We start from the raw sequence: 23,214 nt of genomic DNA on the forward strand, positions 1-23,214 counted from the left end.
AGCGTTACCTGGCAAAATCAAGCCGAAGACGGCATGATTTTATCGCAGTTGCGTCAGCGCGTGCCGCAACTCAGCTTGCATGGCTCGTGTCCAGCCTCTTGCCATTGGTGATGACCACCAGATCGCCCAGCTTCGTCACGCCGAACAGCTTTTTCGCGAACGGCTTGGGCACGCCGATGCAGCCATGGGTGGCATTGCCCCATTGCACGTCGCTGCCATGGATGGCCACGCCGTCGCTGGTCAGCCGCAACGTGTGAGGCATGGGGGCATTGTTATAGGTGCGGCTGTAATGGTCGGCATCCTTCTGGATGATCGGAAAGGCGCCGAGCGGGCTGGGCTTGTCGTCCGCGCCATAGATGATGACCGCCGACCCGATCTCATAGCCTGCGCGGAAGACGGACAATGTCTGCGCCTTGAGGTCGACGGTGATGATGACCGGCCCGGTCGCTGGCGCGCCGCCCTCGTCCCAGACATAATCGCCATGGCGGAAGGGGCCGTCGATCGGCAGGACGCGCTTCACCATCAGCGCATGGGGATCGACCGCGACGGGCTGGGCACGGGTGCGTTCGACCGGCTGGTCTTGCTTCGGCTGGGCTTGCTTCGCGACGGTCCGCGTGGTCGTGGGTTGGTCCGGCCTCCCCGGCTCCAGGTCGCGCCCACGCCCGATCGACAGGCCGAGCAACAGCAGCACGGCGGCCGCGCCGCCCCCGATTGCCAGCTTCACTCCGGTCGAAACCCGTCCTGCCATGAACCGTCCTTAGCGATCTTTGGGCGGCTCATGGCAGAAAAAGGTTAAGGCTTCAGCCCTCGCGCTCGACCTCCGCCGCCGCGATGGCGGTCAGGTTCAGGATGCCGCGCGCCGTCACGCCGGGTGTCAGCACGTGGATCGGCTGGGCCAGACCGACCAGCATCGGCCCGACCGTCGGAGAACTGGATGAAGCGGACAAGGCCGTGAGCGTGATGTTCGCCGCATCCAGATTGGGCATGACCAGTAGATTGGCTGAACCCTCGAACCGCGAATCCGGGATCAACCGCTCCCGCAGGCCCTGGCTCAGCGCCGCATCGGCGTGCATTTCGCCATCGACCATCAATTCGGGGGCGGCCTGCTTCACCAGCTTGAACGCCTCGCGCATCTTGCGCGCGCTGGGCGAATGCGACGCCCCGAAATTGGAGTGGGACAGCAGCGCGACGCGGGGCGTCAAACCGAAATGCTTGAGTTCCGTCGCGCCCAGCAGCGTCATTTCGGCGATCTGTTCCGGCGTCGGATCGGGCACCATATGGGTATCGGTGATGAACAGCGCGCCCGCATCCAGGATCAGGCCCGACAGCGCGTAGACGCGGCTGTTGCCCGGCGTGCGGTCGATGATCCGCAGCGCATGTTCCACTTCACCCCAATAGTCGCTGTTGCCGCCGACCAGCGCCGCATCGACCCGCCCGGTGCGCAGCAACATGGCGGCGGTCACGCTGGGCCGGCGATAGACATGGCGGACTACTTCGGCGCCAGACACCCCCTTGCGCGCGGCGACGGCGCGATAGCCCTCGACCAATTCGCCCATCAGCAGATGATCGGTTTCCGGATCGATCACCTCGACGTCGCGGTCCAGTTCGAAGCGAAGGCCGAGATTGGGCAGCTTTTCCTTCAGGATTCGCCGCCGCGCCACGATCACCGGGCGGACGATGCCTTCGTCCAGCGCGTCCTGAATGGCGCGCAGCACGCGATCATCCTCGCCTTCCCCATAAGCGATGCGGCGCTGGGCACCCCGGGCCGCCTCGAACACCGGCAGCATGAGCTGGGCCGAGCGGGCATTCTGCTGCATCAACTGCCGCTTGTAGACCTCAAGGTCGAGTTGTTTCTTGGCGACGCCGCTATCCATTGCCGCCTTGGCGACGGCGCAGGCGATCTCCGCGATCAGGCGCGGGTCGAAGGGGGTGGGGATGATATAGTCCGGCCCGAACACCAGCTTGCGCCCGCCATAGGCCTGCGCGACGCTGTCATGGGCGGGCATGCGGGCGAGATTGGCGATGGCATCTGCGGCGGCGACCTTCATCGCCTCGTTGATCTCGGTCGCGCGTGCATCCAACGCCCCCCGGAAGATATAGGGGAAGCACAGGACATTGTTGACCTGATTGGGATAGTCCGAGCGGCCCGTGGCGATGATCGCGTCGGGCCGCGCCTCCCGCGCTGCCTCCGGGCGGATTTCCGGCTCCGGATTGGCGAGCGCGAAGATCAGCGGATTGGGCGCCATCAACGGCAGCCATTCCGGCTTCAGCACGCCCGGCGCGGACAGGCCCAGGAACAGGTTTGCGCCCGGCAGCACGTCGGGCAGGGTGCGCGCATTGGTGGTGCGGGCATAGCGGGCCATGTTCGGCAACATGCCCTCGCGCTCCGAATGGATGACGCCATCCTTGTCGGTCAGCGTCACATTGTCGATCGGCAGGCCCATCGACACCAGCAGGTCGACGCAGGCCAGCGCCGCCGCACCCGCGCCGGATGTCACCAGCTTGGCGTCGGCCAGCGTCTTGCCCTGCAACACCAGCGCATTGCGCACCGCCGCCGCCACCACGATGGCCGTGCCGTGCTGGTCGTCATGGAAGACGGGAATGTTCATCCGCTTCTTCAACGCCGCCTCGATGGCGAAGCATTCCGGCGCCTTGATATCCTCCAGGTTGATGCCGCCGAATGTCGGCTCCAGCAGGGCGACGGCCTCGATGAACTTCTCCGGGTCGGTCGTGTCCACCTCGATATCGAACACGTCGATATCGGCGAACTTCTTGAAGAGCACGGCCTTGCCCTCCATCACCGGCTTGGACGCCAGCGCGCCGATCGCGCCCAACCCCAGGACCGCCGTCCCGTTGGAGATCACCGCGACCAGATTGCCCCGCGCGGTATAGTCCATCGCCTTTTCGGGGTCTTGCGCAATGTCGACGCAGGGCGCGGCGACGCCGGGCGAATAGGCCAGCGCCAGATCGCGCTGGTTGACCATGCGCTTGGTCGGTTCGATCCTCAGCTTTCCGGGCTGCGGATAGCGGTGATAGTCCAGGGCGGCGCGGCGGGTGTTTTCGTCCATGACAGGGGCCTTAGAGTTGCTTTTCGGGAGGGGCAATGGTGGAGCGCTCCCAGGGGGGGCTGGGGGCGTAGAGCTGGATGAGAAAATCGACGAAGGCGGTGATGGCGAGGGGCGGATTGCTCTGCGGCAGGTGCACGGCATAGAGGCCGACGTCCGCCGACCCTTCATGATCGGGCATGATCTGGCGGATATCGCCGCGCTCCAGCGCGTCGCTCACGTCCCACAGGGATCGCAGCGCAATGCCCACGCCCGCCATCGCCAGTTCGCGGACCATCTCGCTGCTGTTGGTGCGGACATGGCTGACGCCCTCGACCGCGATCGATCCGGCCGGCCCGCTCAGCCGCCAGGGCAATTGTCCGTCCGCCGCGAGCAGGCGATGCCTGCGCAGATCGGCAACGCTTTCCGGTGTTCCGAACCGTTGCAGATAGGCCGGCGCCGCGCACAGGACGCGCCGGTTGGTCGCCAGTCGGTGGGCGGACAACCCCGGTCCCGGATCGGCGGTGATGCGGATCGCCAGGTCCGCCCGCGTCGCCAGCAGGTCGGCATAATCGTCCGACAGGTCGATGCGCATCCGCACCTTGGGATGCGCGTCCAGGAACCGCTCCAGCCAGGGCGCGACATGCATGCGCCCGAAGGATGTCGGCGCCGTCACCCTCAGCGTTCCCGCCGCCTCCGCCGACGTGCCGGACACGCGGCGCTCCGCTTCATCCAGTGCCGCCAATATGTCGCGCAGATCCTCATGCAGCCGTTCGCCAGCGGGCGTCAGAGCCAGCCGCCGCGTGGTCCGGTGAATAAGCCTCGTTCCCAGCCGGTCCTCTAGCCGCACCAGCCGTTTCGACACCATGGCGGGCGAGATGTTCAGCCGCCGTCCCGCCGCCGCCATGCCCCCTTCGTCCACGATGGTCGCGAACAGGTCATAATCCGGGTCCATCATTTGTTTCACCAGAAGAAAGTCTGAATTCCAATAATGGCGTCTACACGCTATAATGCAATCCGTCTATGGTCCCGCCCCAAAGGAGATGACCTCATGACCATGACCGATCGCGCAGGCCTGAAGGTCGCGCAGCAGCTTGCCAGCTTCATCGAGGAGCGCGCTCTTCCCGGTACGGGGATCGAAGCGGCCTCTTTCTGGCAGGGCACCGCCGCGATCTTCGCGCAGTTCGCCCCGGAAAACGCCGCCCTGCTGGCCAAGCGGGACACGATCCAGGCACAGGTCGACGCCTGGCATCAGGAAAGGGCAGGGCAGCCCATCGACGGCGCGGCCTATCAGGGCTTCCTGCGCGAGATCGGCTATCTCGTCCCCGAACCCGCGCCCTTCCAGATCGGCAGCGAGAATGTCGACGATGAGGTCGCCCGCCTCGCCGGACCGCAATTGGTCGTCCCGATCCTCAACGCCCGCTTCCTGCTGAACGCGGCCAACGCGCGCTGGGGCAGCCTTTATGACGCGCTCTACGGCACGGACGCGATTCCCGGCACGGCGACGGGCAAGGGCTATGATGCACAGCGCGGCGCGCAGGTCATCGGCTGGGCGAAGGATTTCCTGAACCGGGCCGTTCCGTTGAAGGGGCATGCAGGCTGGGCCGACATCGTCCGGCTGCATGTCTGGAACGGCGAACTGCACCTGCATCTTCGGGAAGGGCATGGTGTCGTGGCGACCAGCCTGCGGCCGGCGGACGGTTTCGTCGGCTATAGCGGCGATCCGGCAGAACCCAAGGCGATCCTGCTACGGCACAATGGCCTGCATATCGAGCTGGTCATCGACCGTTCCCACCCGATCGGCAGGGACGACCCGGCAGGCATTGCCGACGTCATCCTGGAATCGGCGCTGACCACGATCTGCGACCTGGAAGACTCGGTCGCCGCCGTCGATGCGGAGGACAAGGTCGCCGCCTATTCCAACTGGCTCGGCCTGATGCAGGGCGACCTCACCGACACGTTCGAGAAGAACGGCCGGCGAATGACCCGCGCCCTCAACCCCGACCGCGGCTATATCGCGCCCGACGGCGGCCACTTCACCCTGCCGGGCCGCAGCCTGCTCTTCGTCCGCAATGTCGGTCATTTGATGACCACGCCCGCCGTCCTGCTCGCCAACGGTCAGGAAGCGCCCGAAGGCATTTTGGACGGCATCGTCACCACGCTGATCGCCCTGCACGACCTGAAGCGCGAAGGCGGCAACAGCCGCGCCGGCAGCATCTATATCGTCAAGCCCAAGATGCACGGCCCCGAAGAGGTCGGCTTCACCAACCGGCTGTTCGATGCGATCGAGGACCTGCTCGGCCTCGGCCGCCACACGCTGAAGGTCGGCGTCATGGACGAGGAACGCCGCACCTCGGCCAACCTCGCCGCCTGCATAGAGGCGGTGAAGGACCGCATCGTCTTCATCAACACCGGCTTCCTCGATCGCACCGGCGATGAAATGCACACGTCGATGCGCGCCGGTCCGATGATCCGCAAGGGCGAGATGAAGAGCAGCGACTGGATCACGGCCTATGAAGACCGCAACGTCCAGATCGGCCTTGCCTGCGGGCTTTCGGGCCGCGCCCAGATCGGCAAGGGCATGTGGGCCGCGCCCGACCGCATGGCCGATATGCTGGACCAGAAGGTCGGCCATCCCAAGAGCGGCGCCAACACCGCCTGGGTTCCGTCCCCGACGGCGGCGACGCTGCACGCGACCCATTATCACGGCATCGACGTTTTCGCCCGCCAGGCCGAGCGGAAGATGGAAGCGATCGCGCCTCTGGACAAACTCCTGACCATCCCGGTCGCGCAGGGCCGCAACTGGTCGGAGGAGGAGATCGCGCAGGAACTGGACAATAACGCACAGGGCATCCTCGGCTATGTCGTCCGCTGGATCGACCAGGGCGTCGGCTGCTCGAAGGTTCCCGACATCCACGACATCGGCCTGATGGAAGACCGCGCCACGTTGCGCATTTCCTCGCAGCATATGGCGAACTGGCTGCTCCACGGCGTCTGCACGAGCGAACAGGTCGACGCCGCCTTCACCCGCATGGCCGCCAAGGTCGATGCCCAGAATGCGGGCGATCCGCTCTACCGGCCGATGAGCGGCCATCCGGAAAGCCTCGCCTGGCAGGCCGCCCGCGCCCTGGTGTTCGAAGGGGTCGCGCAGCCCAACGGCTATACCGAACCGTTGCTCCACAAATATCGAGCACTGGCCAAGGCGGCGGCCTGATCTTGCCAATCGGGTGGGGAAGAGGCACCAAAAGCCCATGCCTCTTCTCCACCGCCGTCACCTTCTCCAGCAGGGCGCAGCGCTCACCGGCCTGCTCCTCGCCAGCCCGCGTCTCTTCGCGCAGGAACGCGCTGCCGAATCGCTCAAGCCCCTCACGACCGATGTCATCCCGATCGGCCGAGAAGAACGCGCCGCCCGCCTCGCCCGTGCGCAGCAAGCCATGCGCGCCCGGAATATCGGGGCCCTCTTCGTCGAACCCGGCGCGAGCCTCATCTACTATACCGGCGTGCGCTGGTGGCGCAGCGAGCGCCTGACCGCCGCCATCATCCCGGCGGAGGGCGCGCCGATCATCGTCTGCCCCTTTTTCGAACGCCCCTCGGTCGACGAATCGCTCGGCATCGAAGCGGAAACCCGCGTCTGGCAGGAACATGAAAGCCCCTATGCCGTCATCGCCGCCTATCTGAAGGAAAAAGGCCTCACCCAATCCCGCATCGGCATAGAGGAAAGCGTCCGCTATTTCGCCGTCAACGGCCTTCAATCCGCGCTCCCGCAGGCCCGGATCGTCCGCGATCCCGTTACCCGGGCCCTGCGCATGCGCAAGACGCCCGCCGAAATCGCCCTGATGCAGAAGGCCGCCGACGTCACGCTCGCCGCCTATCGCTGGACTTATCCGCGGATCAAGACCGGCATGCCGCGTCAGGACATCGCCGCCCTGATGGACGCCGCCACCACAGCGCTGGGCGGCAAGACCGAATTCAACCTCATCCTGCTCGGAGAAGCCGCCGCCTATCCCCATGGCAGCGGCAAGCCCCAGAAGGTCACGTCCGGCGAAGTCGTCCTCATGGATTGCGGCTGCACGGTCGAGGATTATCAATCCGACATCAGCCGCAGCTTCATCCACGCCGCCGCCCCCACGCCCCAGCAACGCAAGGTCTGGAACGAAGTCGCCCAGGGCCAGAAAATCGCCTTCGCCGCCGCTAAAATCGGGGCGCCCGCAGGCACGGTCGATGACGCCGTCCGCACTTATTATGAGAGCCTCGGTTACGGCCCGGGCTATCAATTACCCGGCCTGTCCCACCGCACCGGCCACGGTATCGGCATGGAAGGCCACGAACCCGTCAACCTCGTCCACGATGAGAAAACCTCCCTGGCCGAAGGCATGTGCTTCTCCAACGAACCGGGCCTTTACCTGCCCGGCGTCATGGGCATCCGACTGGAGGATTGCTTCCACATGGGCGCCACCGGCCCCATCTGGTTTTCCAGGCCGCCTGCCTCAATCGAGAACCCCATCGACTGATATTCCCATAAACGACGAAAAGCCCCGCTTGTGCGTTGGAGCGCTTCCCACTAAATCGCCCGCATGACCTCGACCAACGACATTCGCCGCTCCTTCCTCGACTATTTCGGGGCCAACGGCCACACCATCGTTCCGTCCGCGCCTCTGGTGCCGCACAACGACCCGACGCTGATGTTCGTCAATGCGGGCATGGTGCCGTTCAAGAATGTCTTCACCGGCCTCGAATCCCGCCCCTACAACAAGGCGACGTCGAGCCAGAAGTCGGTCCGCGCCGGCGGCAAGCATAACGACCTCGACAATGTCGGCTACACTGCGCGCCATCACACTTTCTTCGAAATGCTGGGCAATTTCAGCTTCGGCGACTATTTCAAGGAACAGGCGATCACCCACGCCTGGACCCTGCTGACCAAGGAATGGGGCATTCCGGCGGAGAAACTCACCGCCACCGTCTATCACACCGACGACGAAGCCTTCGACCTCTGGAAGAAGATCGCCGGGCTCCCTGAGCACAGGATCATCCGCATCCCCACCAAGGATAATTTCTGGGCGATGGGTGACAGCGGCCCCTGCGGTCCCTGCTCGGAAATCTTCTACGACCATGGCGATCATATCTGGGGCGGCCCTCCGGGAAGTCCGGAGGAGGATGGCGACCGCTTCGTCGAGATCTGGAACCTCGTCTTCATGCAATATGAGCAGGAAGCGAATGAGATCGTCAGCGAACTGCCCAAACCCAGCATCGACACCGGCATGGGTCTGGAGCGCATCGCGGCGGTGCTGCAAGGCGTCCATGACAATTACGACACCGACACTTTCAAGGCGCTGATCGAGGAATCGGGCGCGCTCACGAAAACCGCCATCGATGGCGAGTTCAAGGCCAGCCACCGCGTCATTGCGGACCACCTCCGTTCGACCAGCTTTCTGATCGCGGACGGCGTGCTTCCCGCCAATGAAGGCCGCGGCTATGTGCTGCGCCGCATCATGCGCCGCGCCATGCGCCACGCCCACATCATCGGCGCCAAGGAACCGTTGATGCACCGCCTCGTCGGCAGCCTCGTCTCAGAAATGGGCGGCGCCTATCAGGAACTGGTCCGCGCTCAGCCGCTGATCGAGGAAACGCTGCTGCGCGAGGAAACCCGTTTCCGCAAGACGCTGGAAAACGGCCTGAAGCTGCTCGACGAAGCCACCACCGACCTGTCGGAAGGCGGCACGCTGCCGGGCGAAACCGCTTTCAAGCTCTACGACACTTACGGCTTCCCCTATGACCTGACCGAAGACGCGCTGCGCTCGCGTGGCCTCGGCGTCGACCGGACCGGCTTCGACAAGGCGATGGCCGAGCAGAAGGCCGCCGCCCGTGCCGCATGGAAGGGATCGGGCGAAAAGGCGTCGGACGAAATCTGGTTCGACATCGCAGAAAGCACCGGCAGCACCGAGTTTATCGGCTACACCGCGACCGTGGGCGAGGGTGAAGTGCTCGCGCTGGTGAAGGACGGCGCCCGCATCGACGCCGCCGGGCCGGGCGATGAAGTCACCATCATCACCAACCAGACGCCCTTCTACGGCGAAAGCGGTGGCCAGATGGGCGACGCCGGCACGATCAGTTCGCAGGCTGGCCTTGTCGCAGACGTCGAAGATACCGCCAAGCCCTTGGGCCGCCTCCACGCCCACAAGGCAAAGGTCGGCGCGGGCAAGATCAAGGTCGGCGACACGGTGCATCTCAGCGTCGACACCCACCGCCGCGACCGCATCCGCGCCAACCACAGCGCCACGCATCTTTTGCACGCCGCGCTGCGCAACGAACTGGGCGCGCATGTGACGCAGAAGGGCAGCCTCGTCGCGCCGGAACGCCTGCGTTTCGATTTCTCGCACCCGGAGGCGCTGACCCATAGCCAGATCGCCGCGGTCGAAAGCCAGGTCAATGAGCAGATCCGCCACAATGAAGCGGTCACCACGCGCCTGATGACCCCGGACGACGCGATCGCCGCAGGCGCCATGGCCCTCTTCGGCGAAAAATATGGCGATGAAGTCCGCGTCCTGTCGATGGGCAAGGGCGACGGTCAGGATAATGGGCACAATTATTCGGTGGAACTGTGCGGCGGCACCCATGTCCGCGCTACCGGCGACATCGCGATCCTCAAGATCATCTCGGAAAGTGCCGTCTCGTCCGGCGTCCGCCGTATCGAAGCACTGACCGGCGAAGCGGCGCGCCTCTGGCTCTCCGACCGCGAAGAGCGCCTGCGCCAGTCGGCCGCCGCGCTCAAGACGACGCCGGAAGAGGTCCCCGCCCGCATCGCCGCACTGGTCGAACAGAGCCGCAAGCTCGAACGCGAACTGGCTGAAGCGAAGAAGGCATTGGCGCTCGGCGGCGGCGGTTCCGCTCAGGCCGCTGGCCCGGAAAAGGTCGGCGCGATCAACTTCATCGGTCAGGTGATCGAAGGCCTCGACCCCAAGGAACTGCGCGGCCTGGTCGACCAGAACAAGACGACGCTCGGCAGCGGCGTCTCTGCCGTGCTCGCCGTGGTCGATGGCCGCGCGAGCATTGCGGTCGGCGTTACCGACGACCTGGTGGGAACCATCAGTGCCGTCGACCTCGTCCGCGCAGGCGTCGAGGCCCTTGGCGGCAAGGGCGGCGGCGGCCGTCCCGACATGGCCCAGGGCGGCGGGCCCGAAGGTGACAAGGCGCATGCCGCGATCGAAGCGGTCAAGGCCACCCTCGCCAACGTTCCGGCATAAGTCATACCATAACCTTCCTCTGGCTCTGGAAGAGAGGCACTCACCACTCTCTCAGGGCGCAGGGCAGCGCTGTGAGCGAAGCGAATATAGGGAACGCTGCAATGGGGTGGTTTGGCGATAGTCCGGTTTTGGAGGCGAATGGCGCTATTCAAGCAATTCTAAGCGCTCAGCTTGGATCATTGGTTTTCCCGTCGCACCGTTTGCGATGACCTGACCAGACAAACGCACCTTTTGCTCGATAAACCCGTTTTTGTCAGGGCGAGAGGTATGAACAATTCTGTCATACGCCCCATCGACGGCTTCATTGGCTGTGGCAAAATCGGTTGTTCCGGGGCACTGATCGGAGGTGAGATGGGCGCCGCATTCGATGCAACCCTGCTCAGCATAGGCATGAAGTATCGCTGTGCCTTCCACCTGATCGCCGGCCGATACAGTCCAGCACCGATCCGCAGCGATTTTTATCGGTCCTGATCCGCAAGATGTTAAAGCGATGAAGGGTAAAAGGAATGTCCGCATCTAGGCATTTTCACACCATGCCTAAAAGTCTGCAAGTGGTCGTTTTCAGACCTCGCTTTAATGATCGGATCGGTGCCTAGATGATGGGCTAGGGATCATCCGTGGCCCTAAAGCTACAGCATTCTCGAAAAGCATCCTATTTTCTTCAGGAGGACAGCATTTTGTCTGTCCTATTCCATACCCACAGGATTATGCCGCATCGCTCTTTAAAAAAAAACGCACCACCATGCATACGCGCGCGCGGGCACGCGCGCGCATACACTGTGAACTTTGGCGTAAAACGGCCGGAAAAACGGCGATGAAGCTGCTCGGAACGGAAGCTCGTCCCAACCGCCGGGCCTTCATGATATAAAAGCCTGTCCTACGGGACCGGCCATGCGCTATGCCGCTAACCGTGTCATTGATGATGCCCGATCCTGTCCGGAAAAGCTGATCATACCCCCATGGACCTGCCCGCCATACTCTCCGAAATCGTCGCTCATGCAGCGGACCGGGAGGATCGCGGCACGGTCGCCAGTTACATTCCTGAATTGGCCAAGATCGATCCCGGCCAGTTCGGTATCGCCGTCGCCACCGCCGATGGCCGCCTGATCGCCGGCGGCGACGCCGACACAGGCTTTTCGATCCAGTCCATTTCCAAGGTTTTCGCCCTGACCCTTGCTCTCGGCAAGGTTGGCGACCAACTCTGGGAGCGGGTGGGGCGGGAGCCCTCCGGCAATGCCTTCAACTCCATCGTCCAACTGGAGCAGGAACAGGGCATCCCGCGCAACCCGTTCATCAATGCGGGCGCCATCGTCGTTGCCGACGTCAATCTGGGCGGTCATCAACCGCGCGTGGCGATTGGCGAAATGCTTCGGTTCGTGCGCTATCTGGCGGGCGATGACAGCATCGCCATCAATGAAACCGTCGCGGCTTCCGAAACCGCGACCGGTTTCCGCAACATGGCGCTTGCCAATTATATGCGCGCCTTCGGCAATGTCCGCCATGCGGCCGATCTGGTGCTGGGCAGCTATTTCCATCAATGCGCGATCGAGATGAGCTGCCGTCAGCTTGCTCTGGCGGGCCGTTATCTGATGCTCGACGGCCGGCACCCCGAAGGTGGCCGGGTCGTTTCCTCCAGCCGCGCCAAGCGCATCAATGCACTGATGCTGACCTGCGGTCATTATGACGCATCCGGCGATTTCGCCTTCCGCGTGGGCATTCCGGGCAAATCCGGAGTCGGTGGCGGCATATTGGCGATCGTGCCCGGCCGTGCCTCGATCGCGGTGTGGGCGCCCGGCCTCAATGAAAATGGCAACAGCCAGCTTGGAACGCTGGCGCTGGAAGAACTGGCGCGCCGTACCGGCTGGTCCGTCTTCAGCCCGCCGAATGAACTTTAAGGCACCTCATCCGGCCGCAACCGCCGCAGCTTCGGCGCGGTTTCCAGTTGGGCGGCCTCCTTGATCCCCATCCGCAAGTCTTCGCGAGTCTGGTGGATGGAAGCGATCACCGGTCCCATCGCGACCCCCAGGTCGACGAGCGCCGTCTCGGCAAGCTGGAGCGAACTTTCCAGTGTTTCCGGCACCGCATCGCTCGCCCCGGCCTTGTAGAGCTGGGCTGCATGATCGGTGTCGCGCGCTCGGGCGATGACGGGCAGATCCGGCACCCAACCCCGCACCCGCTTGGTGACACGTACGGACAGCACGGGATCGTCCATGGTCAGGATCAGCGCACGGGCGTGGCCCAGCCTCAGCTTGTCCAGCATTTCGGTTCGCGATACGTCGCCGAACAGGATCGGGTATCCGTCACGCCGCGCCTCCGCGACGACATCGGGGTCCGATTCGACGACGATGAACCGCTGCTTGTGCAGGACCAGCAGGTCGCAGACCATCCGCCCGACCCGGCCGAAGCCGATGACCACGGCGGCGGCTTCGGCATGGTCCTCGCTGACTTCCACGGCCTCTTCGCCCAGCGCCATTTCCAGCCGGCGGGCGATATCATGCCCCAGTCGCGCCAGAAGCGGGGTTATGGTGAGGCCGATTGCGGTCACGATCTGCCAGAATGTGGCCGTCGAGGGCAGGATCAATTGCGCGGCGGCCGCCGCGGAAAGCACGATCAGCGTGGTTTCCGACGGACTGGCCATCAGCACGCCGACCTCGAGGGCAACACCCTTTCGCGCCCCGGAAATGTAGAGCAGCGCGGCGGTGACGATCGTCTTGGCGAGTACGACGCCCGCCACAGCCAATATGAGGCTCGGCCAATTGGCGAGGATGACCCGCACATCGAGCCCCATGCCGACGGTGATCAGGAACACCCCGAGCGCAAGGCCCTTGAACGGGGCGGTCATCACTTCAACCTCACCATGATAGTCGGTTTCGGCGATCAGCAGGCCGGCAAGGAGGGCGCCGACGATCGGGGACAGACCTGCGATCGATGTAGCGAGGCTGGAGACGATGACCACCAGCAGGCTGGCGGCGAGAAAGACTTCGGGACTTTTGGTGCGTGCGGCCTGGCGGAAGATGTGCGGCAGGCAGAGGCGCCCCAGAACCAGCATGACGGCAATGGTGATGCCGCTCTTGAGCAATGTATCGGCCAGTTCGCTCCACGGACCATCGGGGCTGGCCGCCACCGATGGTGCAAGCGCGCCCAGCATGAAGATGATGGGGACGAGCGCGAGGTCCTCGAAAAGCAGCATGGAAAAGGCGGCACGGCCGACCGCGCTTTGCGTCCCGACCATAGGAAGCACCACCGCCGTTGATGACAGGGCGAGCGCGAGCCCCAGGCCAAATGCTCCCGCGGGGGATTGGCCCAATATGTAAAGCCCGGCGGCGATCAATGTACCGCCGCCGATCAATTCTGCGGCACCTACTCCGAATACTTGCGTCCGCATGGTCCAGAGGCGCCGAAAGCTGAGTTCCAGTCCAATGGAGAACAACAGCAATATGACGCCGAGTTCCGCAAAGGGTTCAATGGCTGCCCTGTTGGAAATGGTGACATGATAGAGCCACGGATATTGGCTGACCAACGCGCCCAGTCCGGATGGACCGACCGCCAGTCCTACCAGGATGAAACCGATGACGGGGCTGATCCGGAACCGGGCAAAGCCGGGAATGACCAGTCCCGCCGCACCCAGGATGACCAGGGAATCACTGAAGCTTTGTGGATTGATCGCGTCGGCCATGACCGATCATTGCGGCAATCGCCGCCGATATCCAGCGTTAAGGCGAGGAATGCGTTGGTGCGGACGGCGGGACTTGAACCCGCATTCCCAGGGGGAGGCGGATTTTAAGTCCGCTGCGTATACCGATTTCGCCACGTCCGCTTGGGCAGACATCCCCTGAAGGCTAATAGGGCACAGGTCAAGATATGGTTGAAGTTGAACGACGGCGCTGATCGACCCCCTGTACCAAGGCCCCGAGATGCTGGTGCATGCGATTCGAAACCGCTGGAACATCGCGCAAATCTCGCCGAGGGCGGCTCAGCCAAGATCGTCGCCCAGTGATAGCAACGGGTTCAAAATGGTCTTTCAGCAAGATGAGGCGTCTCGAAACGAGGCGTCCGCCTCCTTTCGATCCGGACACTTCCTCCTTACCCTCCATCAAGGTCCGTCAACGGTCTAGATGGCCTTGACGTTCAGCCGTTCCCGCATTTCCTTGCCGGGCTTGAAATAGGGAACGCGCTTGGCGTCGACCGGGACTTGCTCACCGGTCCGCGGGTTGCGACCGGTGCGCGCGTCGCGGGCGCGCGTGGTGAACGCGCCGAAGCCGCGCAGTTCCACACGTCCGCCGTTGGAAAGGCGGTCGACAATCTCCTTGAAGAAGAGATCGACGATCCTTTCGACTTCCTGGAGGTTGAGGGTTGGATTTTCCTCAGCCAGTCTCTGTATCAGTTCCGAGCGTATCATTGGTCCTTCAGACTCCCCCTTCTGGTTCCCGGTTTATTTATAATGAATCCCAAAGCTTCTGACAATCAGCCAATATCGGTAGGTCTTTCTCATTTTGGGAATAGAAAAAGCCCGCCAGAGACAAGTTCCGGCGGGCTCTATTACTTAAGTTAGATACCGAAGGAGATTAACCTTCGTTCTTGGCTTTCAGGGCTTCACCCAGAATGTCGCCCAGCGAAGCACCGCTGTCTGACGAGCCATATTGTGCGACAGCCTGCTTCTCTTCGGCGATCTGCATCGCCTTGACCGAGAAGGTCGGCTTCTTGGCGCGGTCGAAACCGGTGACCATCGCGTCGAACTTCTGGCCAACCTGGAAGCGTTCCGGACGCTGTTCGTCGCGGTCGCGGCCAAGGTCGCTGCGCTTGATGAAGCCGGCGGCTCCGTCTTCGCCAGCCTGGACTTCCAGGCCGCCGTCGCGCACTTCCAGAACCGTCACGGTGACGATCGCATTCTTGTTGAGACCGGCAGCCGCAGCAGCCGTGCCGCCAGCGGCCGGGCCACCACGCTCGAGCTGCTTCATGCCGAGGCTGATACGCTCCTTCTCGATGTCGATGTCGAGAACGACGGCCTGAACCGTCTCGCCCTTGCGGTGCAGAGCCAGCGCGTCCTCGCCCGAAATGCCCCAGGCGATGTCGGACATGTGGACCATGCCGTCCACGTCGCCATCCAGACCGATGAACAGACCGAATTCGGTTGCGTTCTTGACTTCGCCCTCAACGGTAGAACCGATCGGGTGACGTTCGGCGAAGCTGTCCCAGGGGTTGTTCTGAGCCTGCTTGAGGCCGAGCGAGATGCGACGCTTCTCGGGATCGACTTCCAGGATGATGACGTCGACTTCCTGGCTGGTCGAAACGATCTTGCCGGGATGGACGTTCTTCTTGGTCCAGGACATTTCCGAAACGTGGACCAGGCCTTCGATGCCCGGCTCCAGTTCGACGAACGCACCATATTCGGTGATGTTCGTGACGCGGCCCGACAGCTTGGCGCCGACGGGGTACTTGGCGCTGGCGCCTTCCCACGGATCGCTTTCCAGCTGCTTCATGCCCAGGCTGATGCGCTGAGTGTCGCGGTTGATGCGGATGATCTGCACGCGGACGGTGTCGCCGATGTTGATCATCTCGTTCGGGTGGTTGATGCGCTTGTACGACAGGTCGGTGACGTGCAGCAGGCCATCGATGCCGCCCAGGTCAACGAACGCACCATAGTCGGTGATGTTCTTGACGACGCCCTCGATGATCTGACCTTCGGCCAGCGTCTGAATGAGGCCCGAGCGCTGTTCGGCGCGGGTTTCTTCCAGGATGGCGCGGCGCGACACGACGATGTTGCCGCGGCGGCGATCCATCTTCAGGATCTGGAAAGGCTGCGGGATGTCCATCAGCGGGGTGACGTCGCGCACGGGGCGGATATCGACCTGCGAGCCGGGGAGGAATGCCACGGCGCCGTCCAGGTCGACGGTGAAGCCGCCCTTGACGCGGCCGAAGATGACGCCTTCGACGCGGGCGTTTTCGGTGAATTCGGATTCCAGCTTGTCCCAGGCGGCTTCGCGGCGAGCGCGGTCGCGCGACAGCATGGCTTCGCCATGGGCGTTTTCGACGCGGTCGACATAGACTTCGACTTCGTCGCCGACCTTGAGGTCAGCCTTCTGACCGGGCGCGGCGAATTCGCGCAGCGGCACGCGGCCTTCCGACTTCAGGCCGACGTCGATCAGCGCCATGTCGTTTTCGATGCCGGTTACGGTGCCCTTGACGACGCGACCTTCGAAGCCGCCATCCTCGCCACCGAGGGAATCATTGAGAAGCGCGGCGAAATCGTCGCGCGAGGGGAATGCCGTAGAGGCCATGTTGTAGTCCTTCACTCGTCATTGCTGGCCTACCGGTTGTGTCCGGTGGTCTTTGAGGCCAAACAGTCCGCACGGCCGGATTGCCGCACGAACATCCTTTCGGCCATGTCGAGTCGACACCCGTGGATAAGCGAAAAGGGCGCCTGGGAAACCCCGGCGCCCGGCATCGCGTCAGGCGTTGCGCCGACGTTCCAACTGGGCATCCACCAATGCAATGGCTTGCTGGACGGCGGCGTCTATAGTCAAATTGCTGGTGTCGAGCAAGTCCGCGCCATCGGCCACACGCAATGGAGCATGGTCGCGGCTCATGTCGCGGGTGTCGCGGGCCTGGATGTCCGCGATCAGGCTGTCCATGTCGGGATGGCCGCCATGAGACAGGGCGTCGTCATAGCGCCGCTGGGCACGGACGTGGACGCTGGCGGTGACGAAGATCTTGGCGTCGGCATCGGGGGCGATGACCGTCGCGATATCGCGCCCGTCCAGGATGGCACCGCCGGGTTGGGTGGCGAAGTCGCGCTGTCGTTTCACCAGCGCCTGCCGGACGCTTGGGTGGATCGAGACCCGGGAGGCGAGGGAGCCGACCGCCTCGCTGCGGAGCGCGGGGTCGGCGAGGACGCCATCGTTGAAGGAGCAGGCGGCCAGAGCGTCCGCTTCATGATCGGGATCGCCGCCGGTTTTCAGGACGGCAAGGCCGACCGCGCGATAAAGCAGTCCGGTGTCGAGGACGGGGAGGCCATAATGGCGGCCCAGCGCCTTGGCGATCGTGCCCTTGCCCGATGCGGCGGGGCCATCGACGGCGATGATCATGATGCTTTGCCTTTCCGCAGCGCCTTGGCGAGACCGATCAGGGCAATGAACGCCCAGACGATTTCCAGCGCCATCGACGCCACGTTGAAATGAACGGTCAGCGAATAGATCAGCAGCAGCGCGCCGACCAGATTCAGCAGGTTGAAGAGGGTGAAATTCAGCGTCTTCGCCATGTTGCTATAGGCATAGGCAACGACCATCAGGCCGCTGCCGACCAGGCCTATGGCATTGGCGAAGTCGAAGGTCATGCCATGGCCCCCAGCGATGCGAGCAGGGCGGTGAAGCCGGGAAAGCTCGTCGCGACCGGGCGCATGTCATCGATGGTGACGCCGTTTTTCGACACCAGGCCGGCGATCGCAAAGCTCATGGCGATGCGGTGGTCGAGCTTGGTCGCGATCGGTCCGCCGCCGGTCAGCAGCGCGCCGCCGCTGCCCTCTATGACGATACCGTCCTCCAGTTCCTCTACGGTGACGCCGATGGCGCGCAGGCCCGTCGCCATGGTGGCGATACGGTCCGATTCCTTGACGCGCAGTTCTTCAAGGCCGCGGAAGACGCTGCGCCCTGCCGCAAAGGCTGCCGCGATGAAGGCGACGGGATATTCGTCTATCATCGAGGGGGCGTTGGCCGGATCGGGCTCGATGCCCTTGAGCGCGGAGGCGGTGATGACGAGGTCGCCCACGGGCTCGCCACCGACCTCGCGGGGATTTTCGATGGCGATGTCGCCGCCCATCTCGCGGAGCAGGTCGACAAGACCGGCGCGGGTCGCGTTGAGGCCGACATTGGTGATCGTCACCTTCGAGGCCGGCACCAGCAGCGCAGCGACCATCGGGAAGGCCGCGGAGGACGGGTCGCCCGGCACAGTGATCGATTGCGGGCGGAGTTCGGCTTCGCCCCTGAGTGTAATGATACGGGTGCCGTCGGCCTCCACCTCTATGTCGAGGTCGGCGCCGAAGCCCTTGAGCATGCGTTCGCTATGGTCGCGGGTCGGGATCGGTTCGACGATGCGGGTGATGCCGGGGGCGTTGAGGCCTGCCAGCAGGATCGCGGATTTCACCTGCGCCGAGGCGACGGGCAGGCGGTAGTCGAGCGGCACCGCCGGGCAGACGCCGCGCATGGTGAGCGGCAGGCGATCGCCGGGGCTGGTCGTGAAGCTGGCGCCCATGCGGGACAGGGGCTCTGTGACGCGGGCCATGGGGCGCTTGCTGAGCGAGGCGTCTCCCACGAAGGTCGCGGTGATCGCATGACTGGCGACAAGGCCCATGAGCAGGCGGGTCGACGTACCGCTATTGCCCATGTCGAGCGCGCTTTGGGGCTGGAGCAGGCCGCCGACGCCGACGCCATGGATGTGCCAGATGCCTCCCTCATCCCTGCGGATTTCGGCGCCCATCGCCCGCATCGCTGCGGCGGTGGCGAAGACATCCTCTCCTTCCAGCAGGCCTTCGACGCGGCTTTCGCCCACGGCCAGCGCGGAGAGCATCAACGATCGGTGCGAAATGCTCTTGTCGCCCGGCACCGTGATCGATCCGGAAAGGGCCGGGGCAGCGGTGAAGGTCTTGGGGTGTGGCTGGTCGGAAGAAGCGGTCACGGGGAAATCCGTCTGTAAGACTTGAAAAAATGCGCCCGGCTTTTGACAGGGCGGTTTCGCTATGGCAAGGCGCCGTCTCTTCGCGGGCGACCCAGTCGTGCCGCGTAATATCTGTTCTGAGCACTCGCAAGAGAAGGAAAAGGCCGGACATGGTCAAGGCTGAATGGGGCACGAAGCGTACCTGCCCGAAATGCGCCACGCGCTTCTACGATCTGGGCAAGGATGACCCTATCACATGCATCAACTGCGGTACGGCCTGGGAGCCCGAGCCGGTGCTGAAGTCGAAGCAGCCGTTGCCCTATGAGGAAGCGCCCAAGAAGGTCATCGAAACCGCCGATGGCGAGATCGAAACGGCTGACGACGATCTGGACCTGGATCTGGACGTGGATGATGACGGCGATTCGCCGGATAATGACGTCGATCTGGGCGGTGACGACGACCTGGGCGTCGATGCCGGCGGCGACGATGGCGAGGACGACAATTAATTGAATTTTGTGCTTGCCAAGGAGGTCGCCGCCACCTAATGGCAGCGACCTCGCAAGGCGCCGCCCCAACGGCGCCGACACTGGAAAACGGGGCCTTAGCTCAGCTGGGAGAGCGCCTGCATGGCATGCAGGAGGTCAGCGGTTCGATCCCGCTAGGCTCCACCAGTTTTTCGGTTTTACCGGAAAACTCCCGTCATTCGGCCGGCGGTGTCACACCGGACATGGTCTGATCCATTGGGATGCGGCATCACGCCGCAACATGATGGGGCCTTAGCTCAGCTGGGAGAGCGCCTGCATGGCATGCAGGAGGTCAGCGGTTCGATCCCGCTAGGCTCCACCAATTTTCTAAATCGAGAATGTGGGCACGGACTTTCGTGGCAGATGCCCTTGTAGCGAGTGGCGACTGGCATGTTGCCGCAATCTTCCTGTCGTCGGCCCGCCGAATCTTACCCTTCCGGTCCGACGAAGGCGGGGTGTGCCCTACAGACGGCGTTCCATGAAGACGGATGCGTCGCCATAGGATGCCGACCCATCCGGCAGGCGTACGAAGCCCTGCGACGACCAGAAGCTGTCCGCGCCGTTGACCGCCATCAGGCGAATCGCCGCAAAGCCTTCTGTCCTGGCCTGCTCCACCACCTTGGCCATGGCGCTCTTTCCCGCGCCCGTTCCACGGGCCGAGGGAAGAAGGGCGATGTCGTGAAGATAATAGACGTCGGCATCGGCGGGGATGCCGCCCAACCGCATGTTGAGCGCGGGAGGCTGCTCGCTGCGCCAAGGGTGGGCGATGAGATAGCCGAGGGGCTGGCCCTCGCTTCGCAGGATCAGGCAGCCGGACGGATAAAGCGCCAGCCGTTCCGCATATATGGCTTCATCTTCGGTATAAGCGCCGTGGACAGTATCCGAAATGACCTTTACCGTCGGAAGGTCGGCCTCGCGCATCGACATCCAGCCGTCGCTCATGCAGGCTGGACGAAGCTGTCCATCACCCGTTTCCGTCCCGCCGTTTCGAAATCGATCTCCAGCTTGTTGCCTTCGATTTCCGCGACGGTGCCGTAGCCGAATTTCTGATGGAAGACGCGCAGGCCTATGCTCATGTCGTCGCGGCCCTTGTTGCCGAGCGACACCGCCGATGCGCGGGCTTCCACGATCCGGACGGGTTCTTTTACGAACTGGCCGCTTTGCTGGGCGCGTTGCCAGCCCGGGCCGCGACCGCTGCCGCGCTGGACATTGGCGAAGGGGTCGGCGCGTTCCGACCAGTTGGCGCGCCAGAGCGAGGCGCCGCCGGACATGCTGTTTTCCTCCTCGACATGTTCGGGCGGGAGTTCGCCCACGAAGCGGGAAGGGATGGAACTGGTCCATTGGCCATAGATGCGGCGGTTGGCGGCGTGGAGTATGATACAGCGCTTCCGCGCGCGGGTGAGCGCGACATAGGCGAGGCGGCGTTCTTCCTCCAGGCTGTTCAACCCGCCTTCGTCGAGCGCGCGCTGGGAGGGGAAAATGCCTTCTTCCCAGCCCGCCAGGAACACCGTGTCGAATTCCAGCCCCTTGGCGGCGTGAATGGTCATGATCGTGATCTTGCGTTCGTCCGCCTGCGCCTCATTGTCCATGACCAGCGACACATGTTCGAGGAATGCGCCCAGCGTCTCATATTCCTCCATGGCGCGGGTCAGTTCGTTCAAATTTTCCAGCCGCCCCGCGCTTTCGATGGTGCGCTCGGCCTGGAGCATGGCGGTATAGCCGCTTTCGTCCAATATCTGCCGGGCGAGTTCCGCATGGGGAAGCTGCGTCGCGCGGTCGCGCCAGCGGGCGAGGTCGCCGATGAAGGTGCCCAGTGACCGCCGGGCCTGCGGCGTCATCTCATCGGTGTCGAGGATGCGCGCGGCGGCGAGCGCCAGCGGGATAGCTTCCGCGCGGGCGAGGCGGTGGAGTTTTTCGACCGTCTTGTCGCCCAGGCCGCGCTTGGGGACGTTGACGATCCGTTCGAAGGCGAGATCGTCGGCGGGCTGGTTGACGAGGCGCAGATAGGCCAGCGCATCGCGGATTTCGGCGCGTTCGTAGAAGCGGAAGCCGCCGACGATGCGATAGGGCAGGCCGATCTGGATGAAGCGGTCCTCGAATTCGCGGGTCTGGTGCTGGGCGCGGACGAGGATGGCGACCTCGTCCAGCGACTGGCCGCTGCGTTCGATCGATTCGATCTCATCGCCCACCCGGCGGGCTTCCTCAGGGCCGTCCCAGACGCCGATGATGCGGACCTTCTCGCCCACGTCGATCTCGGTCCAGAGAGTCTTGCCGAGGCGGTTGCCATTTTCCGCGATCACGCCGGAGGCGGCGCCGAGTATGTGTGGAGTCGAGCGGTAATTCTGTTCGAGGCGGACGATCTTCGCGCCGGGAAAATCCTTTTCGAAACGCAGGATATTGGCGACTTCGGCACCGCGCCATGAATAGATGGACTGGTCGTCATCGCCCACGCAGCAGATGTTCTTGCGCTGCTGGGCGAGCAGGCGGAGCCAGAGATACTGGCTGCTGTTCGTGTCCTGATATTCGTCCACCATGATATAGCGGAAGCGCTGTTGATAGCTTTCCAGAACGTCCCGGTGGCGCTTCAATATCGTCAGAATATGCAGTAGCAAGTCACCGAAATCACAGGCATTAACATCGCGCAGGCGGGCTTGGTAAGCGGCGTAGAGCTTCTGCCCGCGGCCATTGGCATAGCCTTCGCTTTCGCCCGCGCCGATTTCCTCCGGAGTCCAGCCGCGGTTCTTCCATTGATCGATCAGGCCTGCGAGCTGACGCGCAGGCCAGCGCTTTTCGTCGATCCCTTCAGCCTGGATGAGTTGCTTCAGCAGGCGAAGCTGGTCGTCGGTGTCGAGGATGGTGAAATTGGATTGCAGGCCGACCAGCTCGGCGTGGCGGCGCAGCATCTTGGCGGCGATCGCGTGGAAGGTGCCAAGCCAGGGCATGCCCTCCACGGCCGGGCCGATCATGCGGCCGACACGCTCGCGCATTTCCCGCGCCGCCTTGTTGGTGAAGGTGACGGCGAGGATTTCCGACGGATAGGCGCGGCGGGTGGCGATGAGATGGGCGAGACGGGCGGTGAGCGCGGCGGTCTTGCCCGTGCCCGCACCCGCGAGGACCAATACCGGGCCTTCGGTGGTCAGCACGGCCTCCCGCTGGGGTTCGTTGAGACCCTGGAGATAGGCGGGATCATCGGGCGAGGGAGCGGGCAGGGTCATGGTCATCAACTAGGGTCTGGGGACGGGAGGAGCAAGGGCGGTCGGCCTTGCATCAGGCGGTCGTTTATGAGAACAAAAAGGGAATCATGCAAGGAGAAAGGCCATGGTCACGGGGCGGTGCCGATGCGGGGCGATTCACTATGAAGCGCAGGGCGAGCCAGCCTATAGCGCGCTTTGCCATTGTTCCGACTGCAGGAAGAGTACGGGGGCGCATATGGTCGGTTGGGCATTGTTTCCGGAGAATATGGTGATGGTACGGGGCAAGCCGGTGACCTATCAGTCATCGAAAAATGTGATGCGGCAATTTTGCGGAACATGCGGAACGAGCCTGTTCTATCGCAATGCCGAGGTCTTTCCTGGCATGGTGGATATCCAGACCGCAACCCTGGACGACCAGGCCGCGCTGCCGCCAGCCATTCATGTCCAATATGCGGAAGCTGCGCCCTGGATGGCGGCGGCGCATGAACTGCCGAAATTCGATCGCTATCCAGAGGCTTGACGGAGCACGGGTCGTTCGGGTTCGTCTGACGGCGCGTGCGCC

At 63.7% G+C, this 23,214-nt stretch carries 18 protein-coding genes and 3 tRNA genes; 8 read left to right on the forward strand and 13 right to left on the reverse strand.

From position 1 onward, the window contains the following. Positions 1-70: 70 nt before the first annotated feature. From CAF53_RS15195 to CAF53_RS15205, 3 genes are read right to left on the reverse strand one after another with little or no spacing between them, the layout of a single operon-like run. The gene (locus CAF53_RS15195) at positions 71-748 is read right to left on the reverse strand and encodes a L,D-transpeptidase family protein (RefSeq protein ID WP_100238514.1); all 678 of its coding nucleotides are present in this window, start codon (positions 746-748) and stop codon (positions 71-73) included. Positions 749-800: 52 nt separating this feature from the next. Then, positions 801-3,068, reverse strand: a complete 2,268-nt coding sequence (locus CAF53_RS15200; RefSeq protein ID WP_046762762.1) for an NADP-dependent malic enzyme — start codon at positions 3,066-3,068, stop codon at positions 801-803. 10 nt (positions 3,069-3,078) lie between these two features. After that, positions 3,079-4,002 (reverse strand): LysR family transcriptional regulator, encoded by a 924-nt coding sequence (locus tag CAF53_RS15205; RefSeq protein WP_046762763.1) that lies wholly within the window; start codon positions 4,000-4,002, stop codon positions 3,079-3,081. A 93-nt stretch (positions 4,003-4,095) separates the two neighbouring features. On the opposite strand from CAF53_RS15205, the gene CAF53_RS15210 reads away from it, so the two are divergent. The 3 genes from CAF53_RS15210 (at position 4,096) to alaS (ending at position 10,285) form a co-directional block, all read left to right on the forward strand. Next, complete coding sequence (locus tag CAF53_RS15210) at positions 4,096-6,258, forward strand: malate synthase G (RefSeq protein ID WP_100238515.1); 2,163 nt, start codon at positions 4,096-4,098, stop codon at positions 6,256-6,258. Positions 6,259-6,295: 37 nt separating this feature from the next. Next, on the forward strand, positions 6,296-7,555 hold the full coding sequence (locus tag CAF53_RS15215) for a Xaa-Pro peptidase family protein (protein WP_100238516.1): 1,260 nt from the start codon (positions 6,296-6,298) through the stop codon (positions 7,553-7,555). A 63-nt stretch (positions 7,556-7,618) separates the two neighbouring features. After that, entirely contained in the window at positions 7,619-10,285 is a 2,667-nt protein-coding gene (gene alaS / locus CAF53_RS15220) for an alanine--tRNA ligase (RefSeq protein ID WP_046762766.1), read from the forward strand. A 144-nt stretch (positions 10,286-10,429) separates the two neighbouring features. On the opposite strand, the gene CAF53_RS27105 is transcribed toward alaS, so the two are convergent. Beyond that, positions 10,430-10,801 (reverse strand): hypothetical protein, encoded by a 372-nt coding sequence (locus tag CAF53_RS27105; protein WP_157801265.1) that lies wholly within the window; start codon positions 10,799-10,801, stop codon positions 10,430-10,432. 443 nt (positions 10,802-11,244) lie between these two features. Here CAF53_RS27105 and CAF53_RS15230 point away from each other — a divergent pair, with 443 nt between their 5' ends. Next, positions 11,245-12,180 carry a glutaminase gene (locus CAF53_RS15230; protein WP_046762768.1) on the forward strand — a complete coding sequence of 312 codons (936 nt, stop codon included), beginning with the start codon at positions 11,245-11,247 and terminating at the stop codon, positions 12,178-12,180. Here the strand turns inward: CAF53_RS15230 and CAF53_RS15235 are convergent. From CAF53_RS15235 to aroA, 7 genes are all read right to left on the reverse strand, one after another. Continuing rightward, positions 12,177-13,961, reverse strand: a complete 1,785-nt coding sequence (locus CAF53_RS15235) for a cation:proton antiporter (RefSeq protein WP_046762769.1) — start codon at positions 13,959-13,961, stop codon at positions 12,177-12,179. The two genes, CAF53_RS15230 and CAF53_RS15235, sit on opposite strands and share 4 nt — an antisense overlap. A gap of 55 nt (positions 13,962-14,016) precedes the next feature. Next, positions 14,017-14,102: transfer RNA gene (locus CAF53_RS15240), tRNA-Leu, on the reverse strand. Positions 14,103-14,396: 294 nt separating this feature from the next. Further along, positions 14,397-14,684 carry an integration host factor subunit beta gene (locus CAF53_RS15245; protein WP_046762770.1) on the reverse strand — a complete coding sequence of 96 codons (288 nt, stop codon included), beginning with the start codon at positions 14,682-14,684 and terminating at the stop codon, positions 14,397-14,399. Positions 14,685-14,850: 166 nt separating this feature from the next. Then, on the reverse strand, positions 14,851-16,563 hold the full coding sequence (gene rpsA, locus CAF53_RS15250; protein ID WP_100238518.1) for a 30S ribosomal protein S1: 1,713 nt from the start codon (positions 16,561-16,563) through the stop codon (positions 14,851-14,853). Between the two features lie 171 nt (positions 16,564-16,734). Beyond that, complete coding sequence (locus CAF53_RS15255; RefSeq protein ID WP_046762772.1) at positions 16,735-17,370, reverse strand: d(CMP) kinase; 636 nt, start codon at positions 17,368-17,370, stop codon at positions 16,735-16,737. After that, complete coding sequence (locus CAF53_RS15260) at positions 17,367-17,618, reverse strand: hypothetical protein (protein WP_046762773.1); 252 nt, start codon at positions 17,616-17,618, stop codon at positions 17,367-17,369. Before CAF53_RS15260 ends, CAF53_RS15255 begins: the two co-directional genes overlap by 4 nt. Next, a complete protein-coding gene (aroA, locus tag CAF53_RS15265) occupies positions 17,615-18,955 on the reverse strand; it encodes a 3-phosphoshikimate 1-carboxyvinyltransferase (protein ID WP_100238519.1) in 1,341 nt (446 codons plus the stop codon). Before aroA ends, CAF53_RS15260 begins: the two co-directional genes overlap by 4 nt. Before the next feature lie 149 nt (positions 18,956-19,104). On the opposite strand from aroA, the gene CAF53_RS15270 reads away from it, so the two are divergent. The 3 genes from CAF53_RS15270 (at position 19,105) to CAF53_RS15280 (ending at position 19,780) form a co-directional block, all read left to right on the forward strand. Next, positions 19,105-19,440 carry a TIGR02300 family protein gene (locus CAF53_RS15270; RefSeq protein WP_100238520.1) on the forward strand — a complete coding sequence of 112 codons (336 nt, stop codon included), beginning with the start codon at positions 19,105-19,107 and terminating at the stop codon, positions 19,438-19,440. Positions 19,441-19,529: 89 nt separating this feature from the next. Then, positions 19,530-19,605, forward strand: a tRNA-Ala gene (locus CAF53_RS15275). Between the two features lie 99 nt (positions 19,606-19,704). Further along, positions 19,705-19,780 (forward strand) — tRNA-Ala (locus CAF53_RS15280). Between the two features lie 140 nt (positions 19,781-19,920). Here CAF53_RS15280 and CAF53_RS15285 read toward each other — a convergent pair. Together CAF53_RS15285 and CAF53_RS15290 are read right to left on the reverse strand one after the other, a co-directional pair. Beyond that, the gene (locus CAF53_RS15285; RefSeq protein ID WP_100238521.1) at positions 19,921-20,400 is read right to left on the reverse strand and encodes a GNAT family N-acetyltransferase; all 480 of its coding nucleotides are present in this window, start codon (positions 20,398-20,400) and stop codon (positions 19,921-19,923) included. Then, a complete protein-coding gene (locus CAF53_RS15290; protein ID WP_100238522.1) occupies positions 20,397-22,673 on the reverse strand; it encodes a UvrD-helicase domain-containing protein in 2,277 nt (758 codons plus the stop codon). The genes CAF53_RS15285 and CAF53_RS15290 overlap by 4 nt, the downstream gene beginning before the upstream one ends. A 103-nt stretch (positions 22,674-22,776) precedes the next feature. Between CAF53_RS15290 and CAF53_RS15295 the strand changes: the two genes are divergently transcribed. After that, complete coding sequence (locus tag CAF53_RS15295; protein ID WP_100238523.1) at positions 22,777-23,172, forward strand: GFA family protein; 396 nt, start codon at positions 22,777-22,779, stop codon at positions 23,170-23,172. Positions 23,173-23,214: the final 42 nt, after the last annotated feature.

The sequence above is a fragment of the Sphingobium sp. LB126 genome, from assembly GCF_002795205.1.
Classification (GTDB): domain Bacteria; phylum Pseudomonadota; class Alphaproteobacteria; order Sphingomonadales; family Sphingomonadaceae; genus Sphingobium; species Sphingobium chungbukense.

Excerpts from the sequence above, each read along its gene's own strand:
- CAF53_RS15195 (WP_100238514.1), bottom strand. The coding sequence starts at position 748 with ATGGCAGGACGGGTTTCGACCGGAGTGAAGCTGGCAATCGGGGGCGGC.
- CAF53_RS15200 (WP_046762762.1), bottom strand. The coding sequence starts at position 3,068 with ATGGACGAAAACACCCGCCGCGCCGCCCTGGACTATCACCGCTATCCG.
- CAF53_RS15205 (WP_046762763.1), bottom strand. The coding sequence starts at position 4,002 with ATGATGGACCCGGATTATGACCTGTTCGCGACCATCGTGGACGAAGGG.
- CAF53_RS15210 (WP_100238515.1), top strand. The coding sequence starts at position 4,096 with ATGACCATGACCGATCGCGCAGGCCTGAAGGTCGCGCAGCAGCTTGCC.
- CAF53_RS15215 (WP_100238516.1), top strand. The coding sequence starts at position 6,296 with ATGCCTCTTCTCCACCGCCGTCACCTTCTCCAGCAGGGCGCAGCGCTC.
- alaS (WP_046762766.1), top strand. The coding sequence starts at position 7,619 with ATGACCTCGACCAACGACATTCGCCGCTCCTTCCTCGACTATTTCGGG.
- CAF53_RS27105 (WP_157801265.1), bottom strand. The coding sequence starts at position 10,801 with ATGCGGACATTCCTTTTACCCTTCATCGCTTTAACATCTTGCGGATCA.
- CAF53_RS15230 (WP_046762768.1), top strand. The coding sequence starts at position 11,245 with ATGGACCTGCCCGCCATACTCTCCGAAATCGTCGCTCATGCAGCGGAC.
- CAF53_RS15235 (WP_046762769.1), bottom strand. The coding sequence starts at position 13,961 with ATGGCCGACGCGATCAATCCACAAAGCTTCAGTGATTCCCTGGTCATC.
- CAF53_RS15245 (WP_046762770.1), bottom strand. The coding sequence starts at position 14,684 with ATGATACGCTCGGAACTGATACAGAGACTGGCTGAGGAAAATCCAACC.
- rpsA (WP_100238518.1), bottom strand. The coding sequence starts at position 16,563 with ATGGCCTCTACGGCATTCCCCTCGCGCGACGATTTCGCCGCGCTTCTC.
- CAF53_RS15255 (WP_046762772.1), bottom strand. The coding sequence starts at position 17,370 with ATGATCATCGCCGTCGATGGCCCCGCCGCATCGGGCAAGGGCACGATC.
- CAF53_RS15260 (WP_046762773.1), bottom strand. The coding sequence starts at position 17,618 with ATGACCTTCGACTTCGCCAATGCCATAGGCCTGGTCGGCAGCGGCCTG.
- CAF53_RS15270 (WP_100238520.1), top strand. The coding sequence starts at position 19,105 with ATGGTCAAGGCTGAATGGGGCACGAAGCGTACCTGCCCGAAATGCGCC.
- CAF53_RS15285 (WP_100238521.1), bottom strand. The coding sequence starts at position 20,400 with ATGAGCGACGGCTGGATGTCGATGCGCGAGGCCGACCTTCCGACGGTA.
- CAF53_RS15290 (WP_100238522.1), bottom strand. The coding sequence starts at position 22,673 with ATGACCCTGCCCGCTCCCTCGCCCGATGATCCCGCCTATCTCCAGGGT.
- CAF53_RS15295 (WP_100238523.1), top strand. The coding sequence starts at position 22,777 with ATGGTCACGGGGCGGTGCCGATGCGGGGCGATTCACTATGAAGCGCAG.